The 17,058-nt window shown below is 68.0% G+C and carries 19 protein-coding genes, 1 tRNA gene and 2 pseudogenes; 5 read left to right on the top strand and 17 right to left on the bottom strand.

Going from position 1 to position 17,058, the window contains the following annotated elements:
- Positions 1 to 152: 152 nt before the first annotated feature.
- On the top strand, positions 153 to 872 hold the full coding sequence (locus ABY42_RS14545) for a helix-turn-helix domain-containing protein (protein ID WP_004974252.1): 720 nt from the start codon (positions 153 to 155) through the stop codon (positions 870 to 872).
- A gap of 223 nt (positions 873 to 1,095) precedes the next feature.
- On the opposite strand, the gene ABY42_RS14540 is transcribed toward ABY42_RS14545, so the two are convergent.
- The 6 genes from ABY42_RS14540 to ABY42_RS14515 all read right to left on the bottom strand — a co-directional run bounded on the left by ABY42_RS14540 (position 1,096) and on the right by ABY42_RS14515 (position 5,461).
- Positions 1,096 to 1,170, bottom strand: a tRNA-Glu gene (locus tag ABY42_RS14540).
- A gap of 84 nt (positions 1,171 to 1,254) precedes the next feature.
- Complete coding sequence (locus ABY42_RS14535) at positions 1,255 to 2,412, bottom strand: metal-dependent hydrolase family protein (protein ID WP_050459837.1); 1,158 nt, start codon at positions 2,410 to 2,412, stop codon at positions 1,255 to 1,257.
- A gap of 102 nt (positions 2,413 to 2,514) precedes the next feature.
- The gene (locus tag ABY42_RS14530; protein ID WP_050459836.1) at positions 2,515 to 3,393 is read right to left on the bottom strand and encodes an MOSC domain-containing protein; all 879 of its coding nucleotides are present in this window, start codon (positions 3,391 to 3,393) and stop codon (positions 2,515 to 2,517) included.
- On the bottom strand, positions 3,394 to 4,143 hold the full coding sequence (gene psmA2, locus ABY42_RS14525; protein ID WP_050459835.1) for a proteasome subunit alpha: 750 nt from the start codon (positions 4,141 to 4,143) through the stop codon (positions 3,394 to 3,396).
- A gap of 158 nt (positions 4,144 to 4,301) precedes the next feature.
- A complete protein-coding gene (locus tag ABY42_RS14520; protein ID WP_004974266.1) occupies positions 4,302 to 4,484 on the bottom strand; it encodes an HVO_2922 family protein in 183 nt (60 codons plus the stop codon).
- A gap of 62 nt (positions 4,485 to 4,546) precedes the next feature.
- Complete coding sequence (locus ABY42_RS14515; protein ID WP_050459834.1) at positions 4,547 to 5,461, bottom strand: hypothetical protein; 915 nt, start codon at positions 5,459 to 5,461, stop codon at positions 4,547 to 4,549.
- A 200-nt stretch (positions 5,462 to 5,661) separates the two neighbouring features.
- Here ABY42_RS14515 and ABY42_RS14510 point away from each other — a divergent pair, with 200 nt between their 5' ends.
- Positions 5,662 to 6,147 carry a hypothetical protein gene (locus tag ABY42_RS14510; protein WP_004974269.1) on the top strand — a complete coding sequence of 162 codons (486 nt, stop codon included), beginning with the start codon at positions 5,662 to 5,664 and terminating at the stop codon, positions 6,145 to 6,147.
- A gap of 30 nt (positions 6,148 to 6,177) precedes the next feature.
- Here ABY42_RS14510 and ABY42_RS14505 read toward each other — a convergent pair whose 3' ends face one another.
- From ABY42_RS14505 to thyA, 3 genes are read right to left on the bottom strand one after another with little or no spacing between them, the layout of a single operon-like run.
- Complete coding sequence (locus ABY42_RS14505) at positions 6,178 to 6,381, bottom strand: DUF4177 domain-containing protein (protein WP_004974272.1); 204 nt, start codon at positions 6,379 to 6,381, stop codon at positions 6,178 to 6,180.
- Positions 6,374 to 6,976: a dihydrofolate reductase gene (locus ABY42_RS14500; RefSeq protein WP_050459833.1), complete on the bottom strand. Its 603-nt coding sequence runs from the start codon at positions 6,974 to 6,976 to the stop codon at positions 6,374 to 6,376. The genes ABY42_RS14505 and ABY42_RS14500 overlap by 8 nt, the downstream gene beginning before the upstream one ends.
- Positions 6,973 to 7,971, bottom strand: a complete 999-nt coding sequence (gene thyA, locus ABY42_RS14495) for a thymidylate synthase (protein ID WP_004974274.1) — start codon at positions 7,969 to 7,971, stop codon at positions 6,973 to 6,975. The genes ABY42_RS14500 and thyA overlap by 4 nt, the downstream gene beginning before the upstream one ends.
- Positions 7,972 to 8,087: 116 nt before the next feature.
- On the opposite strand from thyA, the gene ABY42_RS14490 reads away from it, so the two are divergent.
- Entirely contained in the window at positions 8,088 to 8,666 is a 579-nt protein-coding gene (locus tag ABY42_RS14490) for an MBL fold metallo-hydrolase (RefSeq protein ID WP_004974277.1), read from the top strand.
- Between the two features lie 75 nt (positions 8,667 to 8,741).
- On the opposite strand, the gene ABY42_RS14485 is transcribed toward ABY42_RS14490, so the two are convergent.
- Positions 8,742 to 9,500 carry an SDR family oxidoreductase gene (locus tag ABY42_RS14485; RefSeq protein ID WP_004974278.1) on the bottom strand — a complete coding sequence of 253 codons (759 nt, stop codon included), beginning with the start codon at positions 9,498 to 9,500 and terminating at the stop codon, positions 8,742 to 8,744.
- A 104-nt stretch (positions 9,501 to 9,604) separates the two neighbouring features.
- On the bottom strand, positions 9,605 to 9,895 hold the full coding sequence (locus ABY42_RS14480; protein WP_004974279.1) for a DUF5827 family protein: 291 nt from the start codon (positions 9,893 to 9,895) through the stop codon (positions 9,605 to 9,607).
- Positions 9,896 to 10,059: 164 nt separating this feature from the next.
- On the opposite strand from ABY42_RS14480, the gene ABY42_RS14475 reads away from it, so the two are divergent.
- Entirely contained in the window at positions 10,060 to 10,485 is a 426-nt protein-coding gene (locus ABY42_RS14475; protein ID WP_004974280.1) for a DUF7522 family protein, read from the top strand.
- 106 nt (positions 10,486 to 10,591) lie between these two features.
- On the opposite strand, the pseudogene sod (ABY42_RS19495) reads toward ABY42_RS14475, so the two are convergent.
- From sod (ABY42_RS19495) to ABY42_RS14460, 4 genes and pseudogenes are all read right to left on the bottom strand, one after another.
- Positions 10,592 to 10,840 (bottom strand): annotated as a pseudogene (gene sod / locus ABY42_RS19495) (superoxide dismutase [Mn]); the annotation flags it as partial.
- Positions 10,840 to 11,367 (bottom strand): annotated as a pseudogene (gene sod, locus ABY42_RS19490) (superoxide dismutase); the annotation flags it as partial. The pseudogenes sod (ABY42_RS19490) and sod (ABY42_RS19495), both read right to left, overlap by 1 nt.
- 137 nt (positions 11,368 to 11,504) lie before the next feature.
- Positions 11,505 to 12,110, bottom strand: a complete 606-nt coding sequence (locus ABY42_RS14465; RefSeq protein WP_050459832.1) for a DJ-1/PfpI family protein — start codon at positions 12,108 to 12,110, stop codon at positions 11,505 to 11,507.
- A 102-nt stretch (positions 12,111 to 12,212) separates the two neighbouring features.
- A complete protein-coding gene (locus ABY42_RS14460; protein WP_050459831.1) occupies positions 12,213 to 13,661 on the bottom strand; it encodes a cryptochrome/photolyase family protein in 1,449 nt (482 codons plus the stop codon).
- Between the two features lie 389 nt (positions 13,662 to 14,050).
- On the opposite strand from ABY42_RS14460, the gene ABY42_RS14455 reads away from it, so the two are divergent.
- Positions 14,051 to 14,818 carry a hypothetical protein gene (locus ABY42_RS14455; protein ID WP_082220696.1) on the top strand — a complete coding sequence of 256 codons (768 nt, stop codon included), beginning with the start codon at positions 14,051 to 14,053 and terminating at the stop codon, positions 14,816 to 14,818.
- A 64-nt stretch (positions 14,819 to 14,882) separates the two neighbouring features.
- On the opposite strand, the gene ABY42_RS14450 is transcribed toward ABY42_RS14455, so the two are convergent.
- On the bottom strand, positions 14,883 to 15,566 hold the full coding sequence (locus ABY42_RS14450) for a 6-hydroxymethylpterin diphosphokinase MptE-like protein (protein WP_050459829.1): 684 nt from the start codon (positions 15,564 to 15,566) through the stop codon (positions 14,883 to 14,885).
- Between the two features lie 188 nt (positions 15,567 to 15,754).
- Positions 15,755 to 16,894: a dihydropteroate synthase gene (locus ABY42_RS14445; protein WP_004974291.1), complete on the bottom strand. Its 1,140-nt coding sequence runs from the start codon at positions 16,892 to 16,894 to the stop codon at positions 15,755 to 15,757.
- Positions 16,895 to 17,058 lie beyond the last annotated feature (164 nt).

The following is a 17,058-nucleotide window of genomic DNA, read 5'->3' as shown; positions in this document are numbered from 1 at the left end:
TTCTGTCCGCAACTCCTCTCACAATTTCGCTAGTATATGCTAACCAGTTCCGACCCGAGCGGTATCGCTCCAGAAATACTCGGAGAGAACTCCGAACACGCACGAGCGTGATTAGTACATGCTAAGTCAGTTCGCGACAGAGCGGAGACCGAATGCGCGAGTTCGAATTCGTCGTTCGCTTTTCCGAGGGCACCGACGAGCTGATGGACCTGTTTTACGAGTATCCGAGTTTGCGGTCCCGTTCGTCGGTCTGTTCGTCCACCGAGGACGTGATGTGGCGGGTCGACCACGTCGTCGGCACGCCGGAGGCGCTGTCGGCGTTCGAGGGGGTGTTCCTCGACGAGACGCGGTGCAACGAGTGTCTCGACGCGCCCGACTGCCACACCCACCGCGACTACCACGTCCTCGACCGGTCGGACAACTCGATGACCGTCTACACCTACCGCGAGGAGGTGAGTAACTGCCACTCGATTCCGCGGTACGTCCTCGAACACGTCGGACCGGGCGTCATCTTCGAATCGTCCCGCCGTGCGGGCGCGTACCGCTGGCGCATCCTCTACCCCGGCGACCACCCGCTCGGCGAACTGTACGAGACCATCGAGGCGCAACTCAGGGAGGGGCTGCAGCTGGACGTCGAACACCTCACGAGCGCGGGCAACTGGGACGCCGAAGCGCGTATCGCGGCCGACCTCTCGTCGGCCCACTGGGAGGCGCTCGAAACCGCCGTCGAACACGGCTACTACGAGCGACCGCGAAAGGTGACCGTCGAGGACCTCAGCGAGGTGCTCGACGTGCCGCGCTCGACAGTTCAGTACCGTCTGCGAACCGCCGAGGACCTCGTGATGTCGAAACTCGGCGACCGGAATCGGTAAGGAGTCGACGACGCTCGGAAGCGGACGCTCGCTGCTCGAACCGTCATCGTATTTCGAACCGAACACGCTCGCTATCGCTCGCGGTTCGAGAGTTGAGAGAAGTGCTCCGTCAGGGATTCGAACTCACTCGCAACGCGCTGCGTTGCTCGCTGCTCGAACCCTTCTGTTGCACCTCGGACTCGAACACGCTCGCTGTCGCTCGCGGTTCGAGAGTTGAGAGAAGTGCTCCGTCAGGGATTCGAACCCTGGTCATCACCGTGAGAGGGTGATATGATTGGCCGGACTACACCAACAGAGCACGTTGGTACATCCTTTCGTATTGCTCGTGATTGTAAAAGGCTGTCGCTTCAAATCGGGTATGATACCGACTGCCGTGTTGCGATTAGACGACCTGCTCGCCCTCGCGATACACCTGCTCGACCGTCCGCCACGCGCCCGCGTCCTCGCTCGGGTCGGCGTCGAGGACGACGAGGTCCGCGACGTAGCCCTCGGCGACCTTCCCCACGTCGTCCAGTCCGAGCAGGTCTGCGCCGCCGACGGTCGCGGCTTCGAGGGCCTCGGCGGGCGACAGGCCGTACTCGACGAGCAGTTCCATCTCGCGGAGCGCGTTCTGGCCGTGGTCGTTGAACGGCGTGCCCGCGTCGGTTCCCATGGCGATTTTCACGCCGGCGTCGAGCGCGTGTTCCCACGCGCCTTCGAAGCGCTCGACGGCGTCTTCGGCCTTCGCGACCGCCTCGGGCGGGATGCCGGCCTCGACGCCCGCCTCGACGATTTCCCGAACCGCCGAGGCCGTCGGGACCCAGTACGTGCCGTGGTCGACCATGAGCGCCGCGGCCTCCTCGTCCATGAACATCCCGTGTTCGACGCTCGAAATTCCCGCGCGGACGGCGTTCTTGATACCTTCCTCGCCGTGGGCGTGGGCCGCGGTCGGGACGCCCTTCGCGCTCGCGGCGTCGACGAGGGCGCGAATCTCAGCCTCCGTGAACTCGGGCGCGCCCGTGACCGCGCCGGTGGTGAGGACGCCGCCGGTCGCCATGCACTTCACCACGTCGGCGCCGCGTTTCAGTTGTTCTCGGGCGGCCTTGCGGACCTCGTTCGGGCCGTCGGCCTCCCGGCCGAACCAGTGGCCGTGGCCGCCGGTCATGGTGATGTTCTCCCCGGCGGCGAGGACGCGCGGCCCGTCGAGTTCGCCGTCGGCGACCGCGGCCTTCGCGCTCGTCGCGAGGTCGCCGGAGCTCCCGAGGTCGCGGACGGTCGTGACGCCCGCTTCCAGCGTCTTCCGGAGGTTGGCCGCGGCTCGGTAGCAGGCGCGTTCGACCGGCTCAGACTGGTAGGCCGCCACGTCGGGGCGGCCGTCCATCATGAGGTGGACGTGGGCGTCGACGAGTCCCGGCGCGACGACCGCGCCCGGGAGGTCCCGCGTCTCGCCTTCGGTCTCGTCGCCGACGGACGCGATGCGCCCGGTCGACTCGTCTATCACCACGTTCGCCTCGCGGGCCCCGTCGGCGTCGACGACCCGCACGCCGGTCAGCGTGAACATGGGTCTCTCAACCGAGCCGGACGACGTAAATCCGCGGGTGTCGGCGAGGTGGAACCGCCCGACAGCGAGACGGTCGACCAGTACGCGAAAAAACGGACCGACTCACTCGGGAACGACGTCGCCGACAGTGACCGCGTCGCCGACGGACAGCGTCTCGCCCCACGACGACTCCGGGACGGCGGTGTTGACCATGAGCCGGAAGTCGTGGTCGAACCAGTCGCCGCCGGACCACTCGGGGAGCGTCTCGCGGCGCTTCGTCATGAACGTCGTTCGGAAGTCGGGCGTCTCTTCGCCCGTGTCGGGGTCCCGGCTCGGGACGACACAGCGCTGGCAGGGGTTGACGCCCTCGAAGGCCGCGGCACCGATAGCGAACTCGACGACCGTCCCGCGCCGGTCGAACAGGTGGTCCTCCCAGAACGGCTCGGTCGCGTCTACGACGAGGTTCGGCCGGAGGCGACGGCGCATCTCGTCGGCGTCGACGCCGTCGAACCACGAGGCGACCGCTTCGAGCGTCCCCGTCGAGATGACCGTCGGTCCGCTGGCCTCGGTGTCGTCGGGGAACCCGCCGGCCGGGTCGCGCCGGAGTTCGACCGGGTAGCCGAAGTACGCCGAGAGCCAGTCGTCGGCCTCGGCTATCGGCCCGTCGTAGTCGGCCATCTCGGGGGCCGAGAGTTCGACCGTGCCGTCGTCGAGCGAGACGGAACTCCGGATGCGGTGGACCGCCCGCTCGCGCTTCCCGTTGACGTACTCGCCGTCCTCGTCGAAGATGGCGTACTCGCGGTCGCCGCGGAGCCCGCCGTTCTCGACGATATCGGCGGCGTCGACGAACTCGGCGTCGAGCGACTTCACGGGGTAGACCGCGATGCGGTCGAGCGTCACGGCCGCCGCGCCGGCGGTCGCGCCCGCTTCCGCACCCGTCGATTCCGACGCATCCGCGTCGGTCGTCCGGCCGCTATCGTCGGTCGGGCTCCCGTCAGTCATCTACTCCTCGTTTTCGTCCGTCTCGTCGGACTCGTCGTCCGCGGTCGCGTCGGCGAACAGCTCGGCGATGGTCTCCTCGTCGACGATTTCGTAGCCCGCCTCGGAGACGGTGACGAGATTCAGCTCGTCGCTCTCGATTTCGTCGTCGGCTGCGACGAGCGCCTGGACGGCGAGCGCGAGGCCGTCTTCGAGCGACAGGTCCTCGGCGTACCCGTCTTCGAGGGCGGCCTGCACGTCTTCGCGGTGGCCGCCGATGGCGACCGCCTTCCACTCTTGGGGCGTCCCCGACGGGTCGGTCGCAAAGAGGCGACCCGAGCCGTTCTCGACGCCGCCGATGAGGAGCGACGCGCCGTACGGGCGGGTGCCGCCGGACTGCGTGCTCTCCTGGATGTTGTCGGTGATGGTCTTCGTGAGCGTCTCGACGCCGATGGGCTCGCCGTAGCGCAGGTGCTCGCGCTGGGCGGTCGTCCGCGCGAAGTCGACGAGCTTCCGCGCGTCGGCGACGTGGCCGGCCGTGGCCGCGCCGAGCGCGTCGTCGAGCTTGTGGAGCTTCTCGATGCTTTCGGCTTCCATGAGTTCCGACGGAGTCGACCGGAGGGCCGCCAGAACGACGCCGTCGGCGGTGCGGACGCCGAGGACCGGCGCGCCGCGCTTGACGGCCTCGCGGGCGTACTCGACCTGATAGATGCGTCCGTCGGGGGAGAAAAGCGACGTACCGCGGTCGTAGGCCTGCTTGTCGTTTCGGTTCATCGTGCGACCTCCTCGCTCGCGTCGGCGACGTTCGTCATTACTCCGTGGTCAGTTCCGGAGGCGGAAAAAGCCTCCACACCCGGCATCGGTGTGGGGTTCACGTTCGAATCGCCGGGAAATCCGCGTTTTCAGACGAATCGAGGGCTGGAAGCCCCGTACTACGCTTCGACCACGTCCGCGTCGGGAGCGTTCCGCTTCACGCTCTCGATGCCCTGTTTCGCCTTCTGTTTCGACGCGTAGCCCTCGCCGGAGTCGGCGAGGATGTTCCCGTTGTCGTGGACGAGTCGCCACCGGTACTTGTCCGCCGCGTCGACGAACACCTCGAAGTGCGCTTTGCTCATACTCGGATACTGTTGTCAGCAAACAAAAGTGTACCCGCCAACGACGGGATTCGAACGCAGACCTACGCCGCCTCGGGTTCGAGCGCGTCGGCGTCGACCTCCAACAGTCGTTCCTCGCAGTCGTCACAGCGGACGACGAACACCTCCCACGAGCGGCAGCACGACTCGGCCGTCTCGGAGCCGAATCGAACGTCCCCGCCGCAGGCCGGACAGCGGTCGAGGTAGATGCGGAGCCCTCTCGCCAGCGCGCTCCGCTGTTCGCCCGTCAGGCGGTCCCAGTCGTCGAAGCGGTCGCCGAGGGCGGCGTCGGCGGCCACGTCCGCGACGAGCGCGGCGCGCGACTCCCACGTCCCGATGGTGGTGCCGTCGACGACCGCGACGAACCACCGGTTCCGAGACCGAGATTCCAGCGAGATGTCGTCGGCGTCGAGGTCGGTGAGGTCGGCGAGTCGCCGTCGAATCGTCGCGTCGTCGGTGCGCTCGATTTCGTCGTTCCACGCCGACTCGAACGCGGGGTCGAGGCGCAGTTCGTCGCCGCTTTCGTCCCAGTCGAGCGCGCCGGCCTCCAGGAGCGACGCCTCCACGTCCAACTCCTCGGCGGACTCGCCGCCCTCGTCTAACTGCCCCGCCTCGACCTCGTCGCTCGTCGATTCGGCGTCAGCGTCGTTCTCCGTCGCCGGCGCGGCCGGCGCGGACCCGACGCGGGTCGGCGTCGGTTCCTTGTCGAACCATCGGAGGACCCGGTCGGGGAAGTACGTCTTCGTGAGCGTCGGCGTGCCGGGAACCAGGTAGCCGCGGAAGTAGATGGCTCCCGCGAAGACGGCGAACGAGACGAGCGCGAGCGGCGGCCACGCGACGCCGAGCAACAGACTCAGCGCGGCGGCGATGACGACGTTCACGACGGTACACGGCGTACACCGGTTCTCGCCGGTGTACTCGGGCTGACGGAGTCGGTCTGCGAGTGTCGGTGTGGGCATAGCGAGGGGAAGCTTCGTTCCCTGTTATGAGGACTCACCCGTCAATAAACCTACCTATCATCTGTCACGAATCCCGCAGGTGAACGAACGTGACCCGCGGGGCCCACAGACGGCACGTGACGACCCGGGACGACCCGGGACGACCCTTCCGATAGCACGCGTCACGCCCCGTTTATCGCTCCGGAACGCGTTTATCGGGTATGGCCTCGTACTCCGCTGTCGCCCTTCTCGCGGTGTTCTTCGTCGGTCTCGTCGCCGGTGCCGGCGTCGTCGCCTACTCGCTTCCGACGGAGACGACGACCTCACCGACCAGTTCGATGACCACCGCGACCGGCTGTCTGCTCGCCGACGAGACCGCGCCCAGTTCGTGGGTCGGTCGGATGCCCGCCGGCGACCAGACGACCGTCGCGTTCAACCGGACCTTCACGCACGACGCGCCGAGCGTCGTCGTCCGCGGCGAACTCGACACGGCCGAAGACGGCGTCTACGTCTACCGAATCACGACCGCACCCGACGAAGACGGCGAGAAGGAGCCGTCAGACGACTGCGTGCCGCGCACGACCCTCGACGCCGTGGTCTCGGTCCCGAGCGACTACGACTCGGTCACGGTCACCTTCGACGGCGAGGAGATGGTCCGCTTCGAGGCCGGTGACTCGTCACCGCTGTTCCGGACGCTCGAAGAATGAAGAGAGTAGGTACAACGGGAACGGCGAGTCTCAGCGCTTCGGTCGCTTGAACACGAGCGCCGTCTGTCCGCTGTTCGCGCCGGCACCGCGCGAGTCGGAAATCGTGTCCACGAGCTCCCAGCCGTCGCCGCCGAGGGAGTTGAGAGCGTCTTCCATCGGGGTGGTGTCGCCGCTGAACAGGCCGCCGTCGGCCGTGCGGACGATTTTGTACTCCCACTCGCCCGAGTCAGTCATCGGATTCCTCCGCGCCGCGGTCGGCCGCGTCGGGTTCCCGGTGTTCTCGGTGTCCCCGGCGCTCGTACGTGACGAACGAGAAGCCGTCTCGGTCGTCGCGGTCGGTCTCGACCCACCCGTCGCGGTCCCACTGGGGGAACCGCGTGTCGCCCTCGTGGGCCTCGTCGAGTTCGGTGAGGACCAGCCCCGCCGCGCGGGCGAGGAACTGCTCGTAGACGGTCGCGCCGCCGACGACGTACACGGTCTCGACGCCCATCTCGTCGGCCGCGTTCTCGGCTGCGGCGACCGCGGAGTCGACCGACTCGACCGCCTCAGCGCCCTCGGGGAGGTCGAGGTCACGGGTCGTCAGGACGACGCTGTGGCGGTCCGGCAGCGGGCCGCCGAGCTGGCGGGCGATGCTCTCGTAGGTCTTGCGGCCCATCACGACCGGATGGCCGGTCGTCGTCCGCTTGAAGTGCTTCAGGTCTTCGGGGATGTGCCACGGCATGTCGCCGTCGCGGCCGATGACGCGGTTGTCGGCGACGGCGGCGACGAGGACGAACCGGACCGCGGCGTCGCCCTCGGTTTCGGCCCCAGCGGGCTCCTCGCCGCTCATTCGGCCACCGCGAAGCGAATCCCGTCGGCGGGGTCGTAGTCGCGGAGGACGATGTCCTCGAACGAGAGGTCTTCGAGCGGCACGTCGGCCACGTCGAGCGTGGGGCGCTCGCGGGGTTCGCGCGAGGCCTGCAGGAGCAGTCCGGGAACGTGGTCGTAGTCCTCCTCGCCCTCGGCTTCCTCGGGTGCCGCGTCGAGGAGCCACTCGCGCACGTCGAGGTACCCTTCGGGCGACTCCACGTCGGCGAGGCGGGACTGGAGCTCGTCGAGGTGGTCGCCGTACCACGCGCCGCGCTCGCCGGTGCCGCAGTAGACGTGGGCGTCGACGATGGTGTGGGCGAACGACCCGAGTTCGAAGCCGGCGCGCTGGGCGACGACCTGCGCGAGGATGGCGTACGCCGCGAGGTTGAACGGAACGCCGAGCGCGATGTCGCCGGAGCGCTGGGTCAGATGGAGGTTGAGTTCGTCGCCCTGCACGTTGAAGACGAAGGTGTAGTGACACGGCGGAAGCGTCGAGACGGCGGCGTTGGCGGGGTGCCACGCGTTGATGACCAGCCGGCGCGAGTTCGGGTTCTCGTCGAGCGTGTCGAGGACGTACGCGAGCTGGTCGAACGTCCCCTCGTCGTTCATCCAGCGGTGGTCGTCTTCGGGCCACGCCTCGCCTGCAAGCCCCTCCTCGGGGACCGGATAGCGCCGCCAGAACCGGCCGTAGGCCGTGTCGAGATGGCCGTCGTCGTCGGCCCACGCGTCCCAGATGCCCGTCTCCTCGCGCAGGGTGCGGATGTGTTCCTCGCCGGAGAGGTACCAGAGGAGTTCGTGGATGAGGGAGTTCCAGCGGAAGCCCGAGAGGTCCTTCGTCGTGAGGAGCGGAAAGCCCTCCTGCAGGTCGACGGTGTAGTGCTTCGAGAAGCCCGAGATGGTGTCTACCCCGGTTCGGTTGGGTTTGTGTTGTCCGGTGCCGAGAACGTCTGTCACGAGGTCGAGATATTGGCGCATGAGAGGTGCCCTGATTGGATGTTCGTCGTCGTCGGCCCCTCTAAATCCTACCGTCCTCGGCCCGGATTTCCGCAGCACCCACAACACGGAATAGCCCGCTTTTCGCACCTGTGCCCATGATTCGCAACCTCGCGCAGGGAATCCGGGTCTTCACGAGCAACGCCTTTCTCGTCGACGGCGAGACCACCGCGCTCGTCGACGCCGGCGCGAACTTCGACGTGGTGCCGAAGGTCCGCGAGTTCACGGAGTCGCTCGACGCGGTGTACCTCACGCACACGCACCCCGACCACATCGGAAACGTCGACGCCGTCCGCGACGCGTTCGACGTGCAGACGTGGGGTTACGACACCGGCAACCTCGCCGTGGACAAGCGCATCGACGACGGCGAGCGCATCCAAATCGGCGACGACGTGTACGAGGCGGTCCACACGCCGGGGCACAAGGACGACCACCTGTGCTTTTTCTCCCGCGGGTCGGGCGTCTGCTTCGCGGGCGACCTCGTCTTCGCCAACGGCGGCTTCGGCCGGACCGACCTCCCCGAGGGCGACCGCGGCGCGCTCGTCGAGAGCATCGACCGCCTGCGCGAGGTCGTCGGCGACGACCTGACCGAACTCCACACCGGCCACGGGCCGAGCGTCACCACTCGCCCAAAAGACGACATCGACCTCGCGGCGAAAGCGGCGCGGACGAGGTAAGTCCCCGGGTCGACCTCGCCGCCGCTGCGTCGTCCCGTTACGCCTCGCCAACTCGTCACGTCGCGCTAACCCGTTCTACCGACTCGTGTAGCCGCCGTCGACGGTGAGCGCCTCGCCCGTCGTGAACGACGCGCCGTCGGAACAGAGCCAGACGACCGCGGAGGCGATTTCGTCGACGTCGCCGAGGCGGTTCATCGGGTGGAGCGACTCGATTCCCTTCCGCGCCTCGGGGTCGTCGAGGCCGCCTTCTCCGAGCAGCGGCGTGTCGATGAAGCCCGGACACACCGCGTTGACGCGGACGCCCTGCTCGGCGTACTCGATGGCCGCGCTCTTCGTCAGCCCGAGGACGCCGTGCTTCGCGGCGACGTAGTGGCTCGCGTTCGCGAAGCCGACCTTTCCGAGAATCGACGCCATGTTGACGACGACGCCCCCGCCGTTTTCGAGCATCGCGGGAACCTCGTGGCGCATCGACCGCCAGACGCCGTTGAGGTTCACGTCGATGACTTGCTGCCACTCGTCGAACGAGAGGTCGGCGGTCGGTTTCTGCGCGCCGCCGATGCCCGCGTTGTTGCAGGCGAAGTCGAGTCGGCCGTACTCGGAGACCGCCGTCTCGACCATCGCGGCGACGGCGTCGCCGTCCGTCACGTCGGTCTCGACGAACGTCGCCGTCCCGCCGGCCTCCTCGATTCGCGCGACGGTCTCCTCGCCGCCCTCGACGTCCACGTCGGAGACGACGACTCGCGCACCCTCCGCGGCGAACGCCTCCGCCACCGCGCGGCCGATTCCCGAGCCAGCACCAGTTACGACCGCGACTTCGGTGTCGAATTGAGCCATAGTACGCTATAGTCAACAACCACCTGACAGATAACCGTTTGTGCGACTCTCAGGTCGGGAGAACGTCGCGGGCGCCGACCAGTGCGGTGAGTGCGTGGCGGCGGTTACTCCTCGTCTTCTTCGGGGACGGCGTCCGGGTGGAGGCCGAAGTAGCCCGGCTCGTCGCTCCGGGGGTCGTTGATGACGAAGTCCTCCTGGTTGGCGACGATCCACGGGATGGTCCACTGCACGATGCGGTCTTCGGTCTCCTCGCTGAGGTCGTCCTGCGGGGACAGCCCCTGCATCAGGCGGGCGATTTCGCCCACGGTGTACATGTAATCGGGGTCGAGGATGTCGGCGGGTTCGTACAAGAGATACCCGTAGAGGGTTTCGAACTCGTCTTTCGGTTTGGGCATACTCACGCTTCTCGGCCGACGGGCAAAACCCCGACGACCGCGGGCAGCGAGCGGCCGGCGGCGTGCTGGTCGACGGCGGGCGTTCGTCGCCCGTGCGACCGTCAGCGACGACCGTCAGCGGCCTCATGAGTAGGCTTATCAGGCGCGACGCGAGACCCGAAGCGATGAGCGACGCCGCTGCACGACTGGTTGAGACCTTCCGAGACTTCGGTGGGGACGACCTCCGAGACCTCTGGGTCTTCGACCATCACGGGTACGAACACCTCTATCTGAGAGAGGACGTGTCCGACGCCATCGGATGCGTCGACATCTCCCGATTCATCGACAACGAACGGTTCGGCTACATCACGAGAGACACCTACGAGACGCTGTACTACGCCGACTACGGCTACACCGTCCGCGGATTCGACTCGTTCGAGCAGTTCCGAACGTTCCTCGGCGACCGTCCCGTCGGCATCTTGGCCAGCTTCGACCGCGGCACCGACGGCCGGGATTTCGCCGCCCTGAACGACCGAGTCTGCGAGCTGAACGAGGCGTTCGACGGAGCGGAACTGTTCGATGACGCGGCCGCCCGCGACCGACGGCCCTGAGAAGGCGACCGTACCCGCGAGAGACGACCCTCAGCACTCGATTCGACGCGGAGAGCGCCGCCGCTGGCGACGTCGCGTCCGAAAGAAAAGTCGGGATGTACCGGGTCTACTCGAAGAGTTCGACGGCCTGGTCGTAGCGGGCGGCGGGCTCGTCCCAGTCGACGACCTCGAAGAACGCGGAGACGAAGTCGCCGCGGGCCGGGCCGTAGTCGTGGTAGTAGGAGTGTTCCCAGACGTCCAGCGCGAGGATGGGGTGGGAGCCCCAGAGCGCGCCCTGGTCGTGCTTGTCGACGACGACGTTCCGAAGCTGGTTCGAGAACGAGTCGTAGACGAGAAGCGCCCAGCCGCCGGCCGCGCGACGAAGTCGCCGCGGGCCGGGCCGTAGTCGTGGTAGTAGGAGTGTTCCCAGACGTCCAGCGCGAGGATGGGGTGGGAGCCCCAGAGCGCGCCCTGGTCGTGCTTGTCGACGACGACGTTCCGAAGCTGGTTCGAGAACGAGTCGTAGACGAGAAGCGCCCAGCCGCCGGCCGCGCCGGCCGCCGCTTCGAATTCGCCCTTCCAGGCTTCGTAGGAGCCGAAGTCCTCCGCGATGCGCTCTGCGAGCGCACCCTCGGGCTCGTCGCCGCCTTCCGGCGACATGTTCTGCCAGAACAGGTCGTGCAGGATGTGTCCCGAGCCGTTGTGGGTGACGTTACGAAGCGCGCCGGCGGACGAGCCGAACTCGCCTGCTTCGCGGTTCTCGGCGAGGGTCTCCTCGGCCGCATTCCAGCCGTTGACGTAGCCCTGATGGTGGGTGTCGTGATGCCACGTCAGCACCTGCTCGGAGATGTGCGGTTCAAGGGCGTCGTACTCGTACGGAAGCGGGTCGAGTTCGTAGCTCATAATGTGTAACCTCCATATCACGGGTCGGGCGGAATCCTGTTAAAACTTGAGGAGAGGTATGCTAGCACAAACCACGACGTGCGGGTCGCTGTCGGTCGATTTCTCCGATTCGAGAAACTCCGCTTCGCGCGAGCGTGTCAGCCGTCGAACGGGTCCGTTCGGCGCTCGTACTCGATTTCGGTCGAGACGGCGTCGGCGATGTCCGACCCGAACTCCCGTTCGACGACGTGCAACGACAGGTCCAGTCCGGAGGTGACGCCGCCCGCGGTGAGCACGTCGCCGTCGTCGACGACGCGGGCGGAGACGACTTCCGCGGCCGTCTCGCGGAGGTCCGAGAGCGCGCCGCCGTGGGTGACCGCGGGGCGGCCGTCGAGGATGCCGGCGCGGGCGAGGAGCATGCCGCCGGTACAGACGCCGGCGACGGTGGTTCCGGCCTCGTGGAGCGCCGCGATGGCGTCCGGAATCTCGCCTTTCTCGGCTTCGGCCCACGCGCTCTGTGCGGCCCGGGAGTTCCAGCCGCCGCCGGGGACGACGAGGAGGTCCGGGCGGTCGGTCTCGGGGTCGAGGACGTCGTCGACGCCGACGCGCATCCCGTGGCTCGCCGTCACGAACTCGCGGTCCGAGAGCGCGACGAGTTCGGCCTCGCAGTCGGCCCCGGCCGCGCCGGCGTTCTGGAACACTTCGAACGGCGCGACGGCGTCGAGTTCGTCGAAGCCGTCGTAGAGGATGATAGCGACCTGCATGCTTGCGGAGTCGGTTTCCGGGGAGAAAGTCGTTCGCGCCGCGGCGACCGAGGGCGGAGAACGGAAGCGGCGGTCGAGAGCCGCCGCCGTTGCGGCCGTCGGTCAGTCGTCGCCGCGGGCGGCCTCGAACATCGAAATCGCCCGTTCGCGGCGCTCGGAGTGGTCCACGATGGGCTCCGGGTAGTCGGGCGCGAGGCGCTCGCGTTCGAGGTCGGTCAGCTCGTGCCACTCGTGGATGGTGTTGGCCGTCACGTCCGATAGCTCGGGGACGTACCGCTTGATGTACTCGCCGTCGGGGTCGTAGCGCTCGCCCTGCGTCATCGGGTTGAAGATGCGGAAGTACGGTTGGGCGTCGGTCCCGGTCGAGGCGGCCCACTGCCAGCCGCCGTTGTCGTTTGCGGTGTCGTGGTCCGCGAGGTGCTCGCGGAAGTGCGCGTAGCCGTGTCGCCAGTCGCACAGGAGGTCCTTCGTGAGGAACGACGCGACGATCATCCGGACGCGGTTGTGCATGTACGCCTCCTCGCGGAGCTGTCGCATCCCGGCGTCGACGATGGGGTAGCCGGTCTTCCCCTCCTTCCACGCCGCGAGTTCCTCGGCGTCGTCGCGCCACGCGATGTCGTTTTCGTACTCCTTGTAGTTCTCCGTGACGACGTTCGGATGCTCCCGGAGGACGTGGGCGTAGAACTCCCGCCACGCCAACTGCGACTGGAACTCCTCGACCGACTCGTCTCGCTCCCCGCCGACGCCCTCCCGGGCCGCCGCGGTCGCCGCGTACACCTCGCGGATGCCGATGGTCCCGAACTTGAGGTCCGTCGAGAGCCGCGACGTGGCGTCCCGCGTCGGGTAGTCGCGGTCGTCGGCGTAGCGGTAGATGGCGTCCGCACAGAACGCCGAGAGGCGCTCGCGGGCCGCTTCGGTCCCCGCCGACTGGACCGCGGCCGACGGCTCCTCGAAGCCGAGGTCCGACATGGTCGGTAGGTCGCCGGCGGCGACGTCGAACTCGGCGTCAGCGAGCGCTTCCACCGCGGTTTCGAGCGTGTTGGCGTCGGCGAGGTCGTCGGCGTCCGGTTCCGGATAGGGCTCGGGCTTGTCGCGGTCGCGCCACTTCTTCCAGAAGTAGGTGTAGACGGAGTAGGTGTCGCCCGCGTTTGTCGTAATGCTCCCCGGCGGGTGGAAGATGGCGTCGTGGACCGGCTCGCGGCCGACGCCGGCGTCGTCGAGGGCGAGTCGCACGTCGGCGTCGCGCTCGCGGGCGAGTCCGGAGTAATCGATTCCCCAAGTGGCTCGCTCGGCGTCGAGCGCCGCCGCGACCGCCGGGACGACGGCTCGGGGGTCGCCGCGGGCGACGAGCAGGTCGCTCCCGCGCTCTCGGTACGCGCCGCGGAGTTCGGCGAGCGCGTCGAGTAAGTACCTGACGCGGGGCGCGCCGGCGTGGTCGAGCACGTCCCGGTCGAAGACGAAAAGCGGGGCGACGGGGCCCGCCTCGGCGGCCGTCGCGAGGCCGCGGTTGTCCGCGACTCGCAGGTCCCGGCGGTGCCAGTGCAGTTGCATAGCCGCGCCTCAGGACGGCGGCTATGTCAATGTAGCGGCAGTCCGACCCCGACGCGAGAGCGAAGCCGCCTAACCCGTCCGTTCGAACGAACTTAATCGGCCTACGGCTCGGGAAACGGCATCCTACCGCGCCTAACGGCCGTCACTGCCCCGTTTTCGGACGCCTGCTGGCATGGATATGGTACGGTGGCCGACCCTCGCGGCGGCGCGACTGTCTCGGGTAATGTGATGTTATCGACCGAATTCCGGGACGAGAGTACGTTTACGTTCTTGCTATCTGGTGTACCCGGTTCATACCTATACCGCGTCGTACCCACGGTTCTGGTATGTCCGGGCATCGCTTCCTTCCTGACTCCGCGGTCCGACAGCCGCGTCTCCGCTCCCCACTCGTGTTTCCGCTTCTCCTCTTGACGTTCGTCTGCGGAACGCTCGGGTGGCTCGTCTGGGTCCCCTACGGCGTGTTCCTCGGCGTGCTTCCACCACTGGTCGTCTTCGGCTTCGCGTTCGCCGAACTCTCGTCGACCTCGCCGTCGCCGCCGATGCTCCCGTCGGCGCGTCCCTCGCCGCCGCTCTCGCTCGACGGCCGCGTCGACCTCGCCGCCGCGCTACACGGCGCGGGCGTCTTCGCGACCGACGCGGACGACAACCTCTCGCTGTCGCCGCGGTTCGCCGAGGACTGGCGCGCCCGCATGCTCGACACCGACGGTCGGGACCGCGACCGCGAGGCGCTCGCGGCGCTCCTCGGCGTCGCCCCGGAGCGGGTCGAGATGGGGTGGAACGAGCGGGGACTGTTCGCGCGACTCGACCGCGGCACCGTCGGGCAGTGGACCTCCCGGGCCGCGTTCGTCGCCGACCTCACGGCCGTCGCGACGTTCCGCCGGTACTACCCCGAGTGGTGGCGATTGCCGACGGCGGACCGGAACCGCGTCCTCGGCGCTCTTCGGTTGTGTCTCCGAACGTGCCCGACCTGCGACGGTGCAGTCGCGGTCGAGAGCGAACAAGTGGCACGGCCCGACAGCGAGCGGGCGAAGCGACGCGTCTCGGCGACCTGTCGGGGGTGCGATTCGGTCCTGTTCGACGGCGTCGTCGAGCAGTCGGCGGGCGAGCCGTCCGGGTCCGACGAGGGGGCCGGCGTTCACCCGCAGAACACGCGCTGAGCGCGACGCTCCGCCCGACTGAGCCGCGACGGCGAGGGCTCGGATTCGCGGCGGACCGCCGCTCTCAGGGCAGCGGGTCGATGCCGTCGCGCCGGCCGTCGAGAACGGAAAAACGCTCTCCGCGGCGTCGTTCGAGCCACCGGAGCAGGCGCTCGGCCCACCGGAGCTTCTGCGCTTTCATCGCCCCCACGCTCGGGTCGTCGAAGTCCCAGCCGACGAAGACGAGCCGTCCCGCGCCGCGTTCGTCGGCGATGAAGGCCGCTCGGTCGCCGTCGGTGAAGCCGCCCCAGTTGACGACGGGGCCGACCGGGGCCGCCTGCGTCGTCCCGAGGACGTTGTCGGCGTCGAACCGCGGCACCCACTCGCGGACCGCGGGGAGGTTGTCGCCGTGGGCGTGGGCCGCGACGGGCACGCCGGATTCCGTTAGCTCGACCGCCGTCTCGGGGTTCTTGTCGAGGTCGGTCACCATCAGGTCGAGGTCGAACCCGGCGGCTCGGACCGCGTCGGCGGCGGTGGAGGCGGCGACGACCACGTCCACGTCGGGGGCGTCGAGCCTGTCGAGTTCGTCGTCGAGCGTCGGTGCCGCCCCGCAGACGGCGACGGTCGCGTCCGCCCAGTCCAGTCGGTCGCGGTCGAAGGGGCTCACGAGGTCGGCGAGCGCGTCTCTGGCGCGCTCGTCGTCGGTTCGGTCGAAGCCGAAATCGTCGAGAATCCGTCCGTAGACGGGTTCCCACGTGGTGAAATCCATGGTGTAGCTGTCGCTCAGAATGTAACTGTATGGGCCGGAATGGCACTCGTGTACCCCTACCCGCGTGCCCTTCCGGCGTCCACAGGACCGTTTTAGGGTCGGATGGTATAAGTTTTCTCTTAGTAGAACGGTCAACGTCTGCCGAACGTCAGACGAATAGACGGGTCTGGCACGAGATAGCGTACCAGTCAGTTCGTCGCCCGCTCGACGGTCTCTAACGCGGCTTCGAGGGCATCTGAGGCGTCCGTGACGAGCGTCGGAAGCCGGGCGAGCGCGGCGGGACTTCCGACCAGAAGCGCACCGGTGTCGCCGGCGGCCAAGACGGCTCCCGCGTCGCCGGCGGCGGCGGCGAGAGATTCCCGGTCGTCGGCCCCGAGCCCTTCCAGTTCGAAGACGCGCGTGACGCTCTCGGCGGCGACCTCGCGGTTCGCGCCGACGCGGTCGAGGTGCCTCGCGGCCTCGCCGGGCGTCGTCACGTCGAGTTCTTCGACCGACACGTCGCCGGGTTCGCGGACGCGGCGGCGCTTGAACTCGTGGCCGATGAGGGCGGCGTCGCGGGTCTCTTTCACGTCGTGGGTCCGGACGACGTGCGCGCCGCGTTCGACCGCCATCGACGTGGCGGCGAGGCTGACGGGCAGCGCCTCCTCGGTCGAGCGACCGGCCACGTCGCGGAGGAAGTTCTTGCGGTTGATGGAGACCAGGATGGGGTGTCCGTAGCCGCGGAACTCCCGCAGGCGGTCGAACGTCTCGCGGTCGTGTTCGAGCGTCTTCGCCTCCGACCAGCCGCCGAAGGCGGGGTCCACGATGGTCTTGTCGGTGAAGCCGTTCAGTTCGAGGGCGTCGTAGATGTCGTCGACTTCCTCGATTGCACCGGGGCGGGTGAGGTCCGGCGGGCTGGCCATCTTGGCGACGGCGGCGTCGAACTCCTCGCAGACGCGGGGCATCTCCGGGTCGGCGAAGCCGCAGATGTCGTTGACCATGTCGAAGCCGCCGTCGAGCGCCGCCTCGGCGACCTCGTGGTAGCGCGTCTCGATGGAGAAGACGGCGTCGCCGGAGACGCTGTCGAGGACCGAAAGCGCCGTGTCGAGCCTGTCGAGTTCGTCTTCGGCCGACAGCACGTCGAGGCGCTTGTTCGCCGATTCGAGGCCGACGTCGACGATGTCGGCCCCCTCGTCGATGAGTTCGCGGTCGACGTACTCGGCGGCCTCGCTCGGGTCGTTGAACACGCTCGGCTTGTACGGGGACTCCTTGGAGACGTTCAGCACACCCATGATTCGCGGCGGGTGGTCGTCGCCGATTTCGAGTCCTGCCGCATCGACGGTTCGCATACCCGCCGGTTGGACCACACGAACATATGCCGACCGGTCGCGGAAGGTGGGACGAAAGCCGAGTTCGAATCCACGAAACACGGGAATTGAGCCCTATTGAGCCCTCATAGCAACCGCTTAATAGCGCTCTTTGGACGTTACATCCAACCGGGCTCCAACCGGGC

Origin of the sequence: Haloferax gibbonsii, from assembly GCF_001190965.1 — an archaeon.
GTDB lineage: Archaea > Halobacteriota > Halobacteria > Halobacteriales > Haloferacaceae > Haloferax > Haloferax gibbonsii.
Note: the sequence above shows the minus strand (reverse complement) of the source record. Positions and strands in the feature narration are given on the sequence as shown.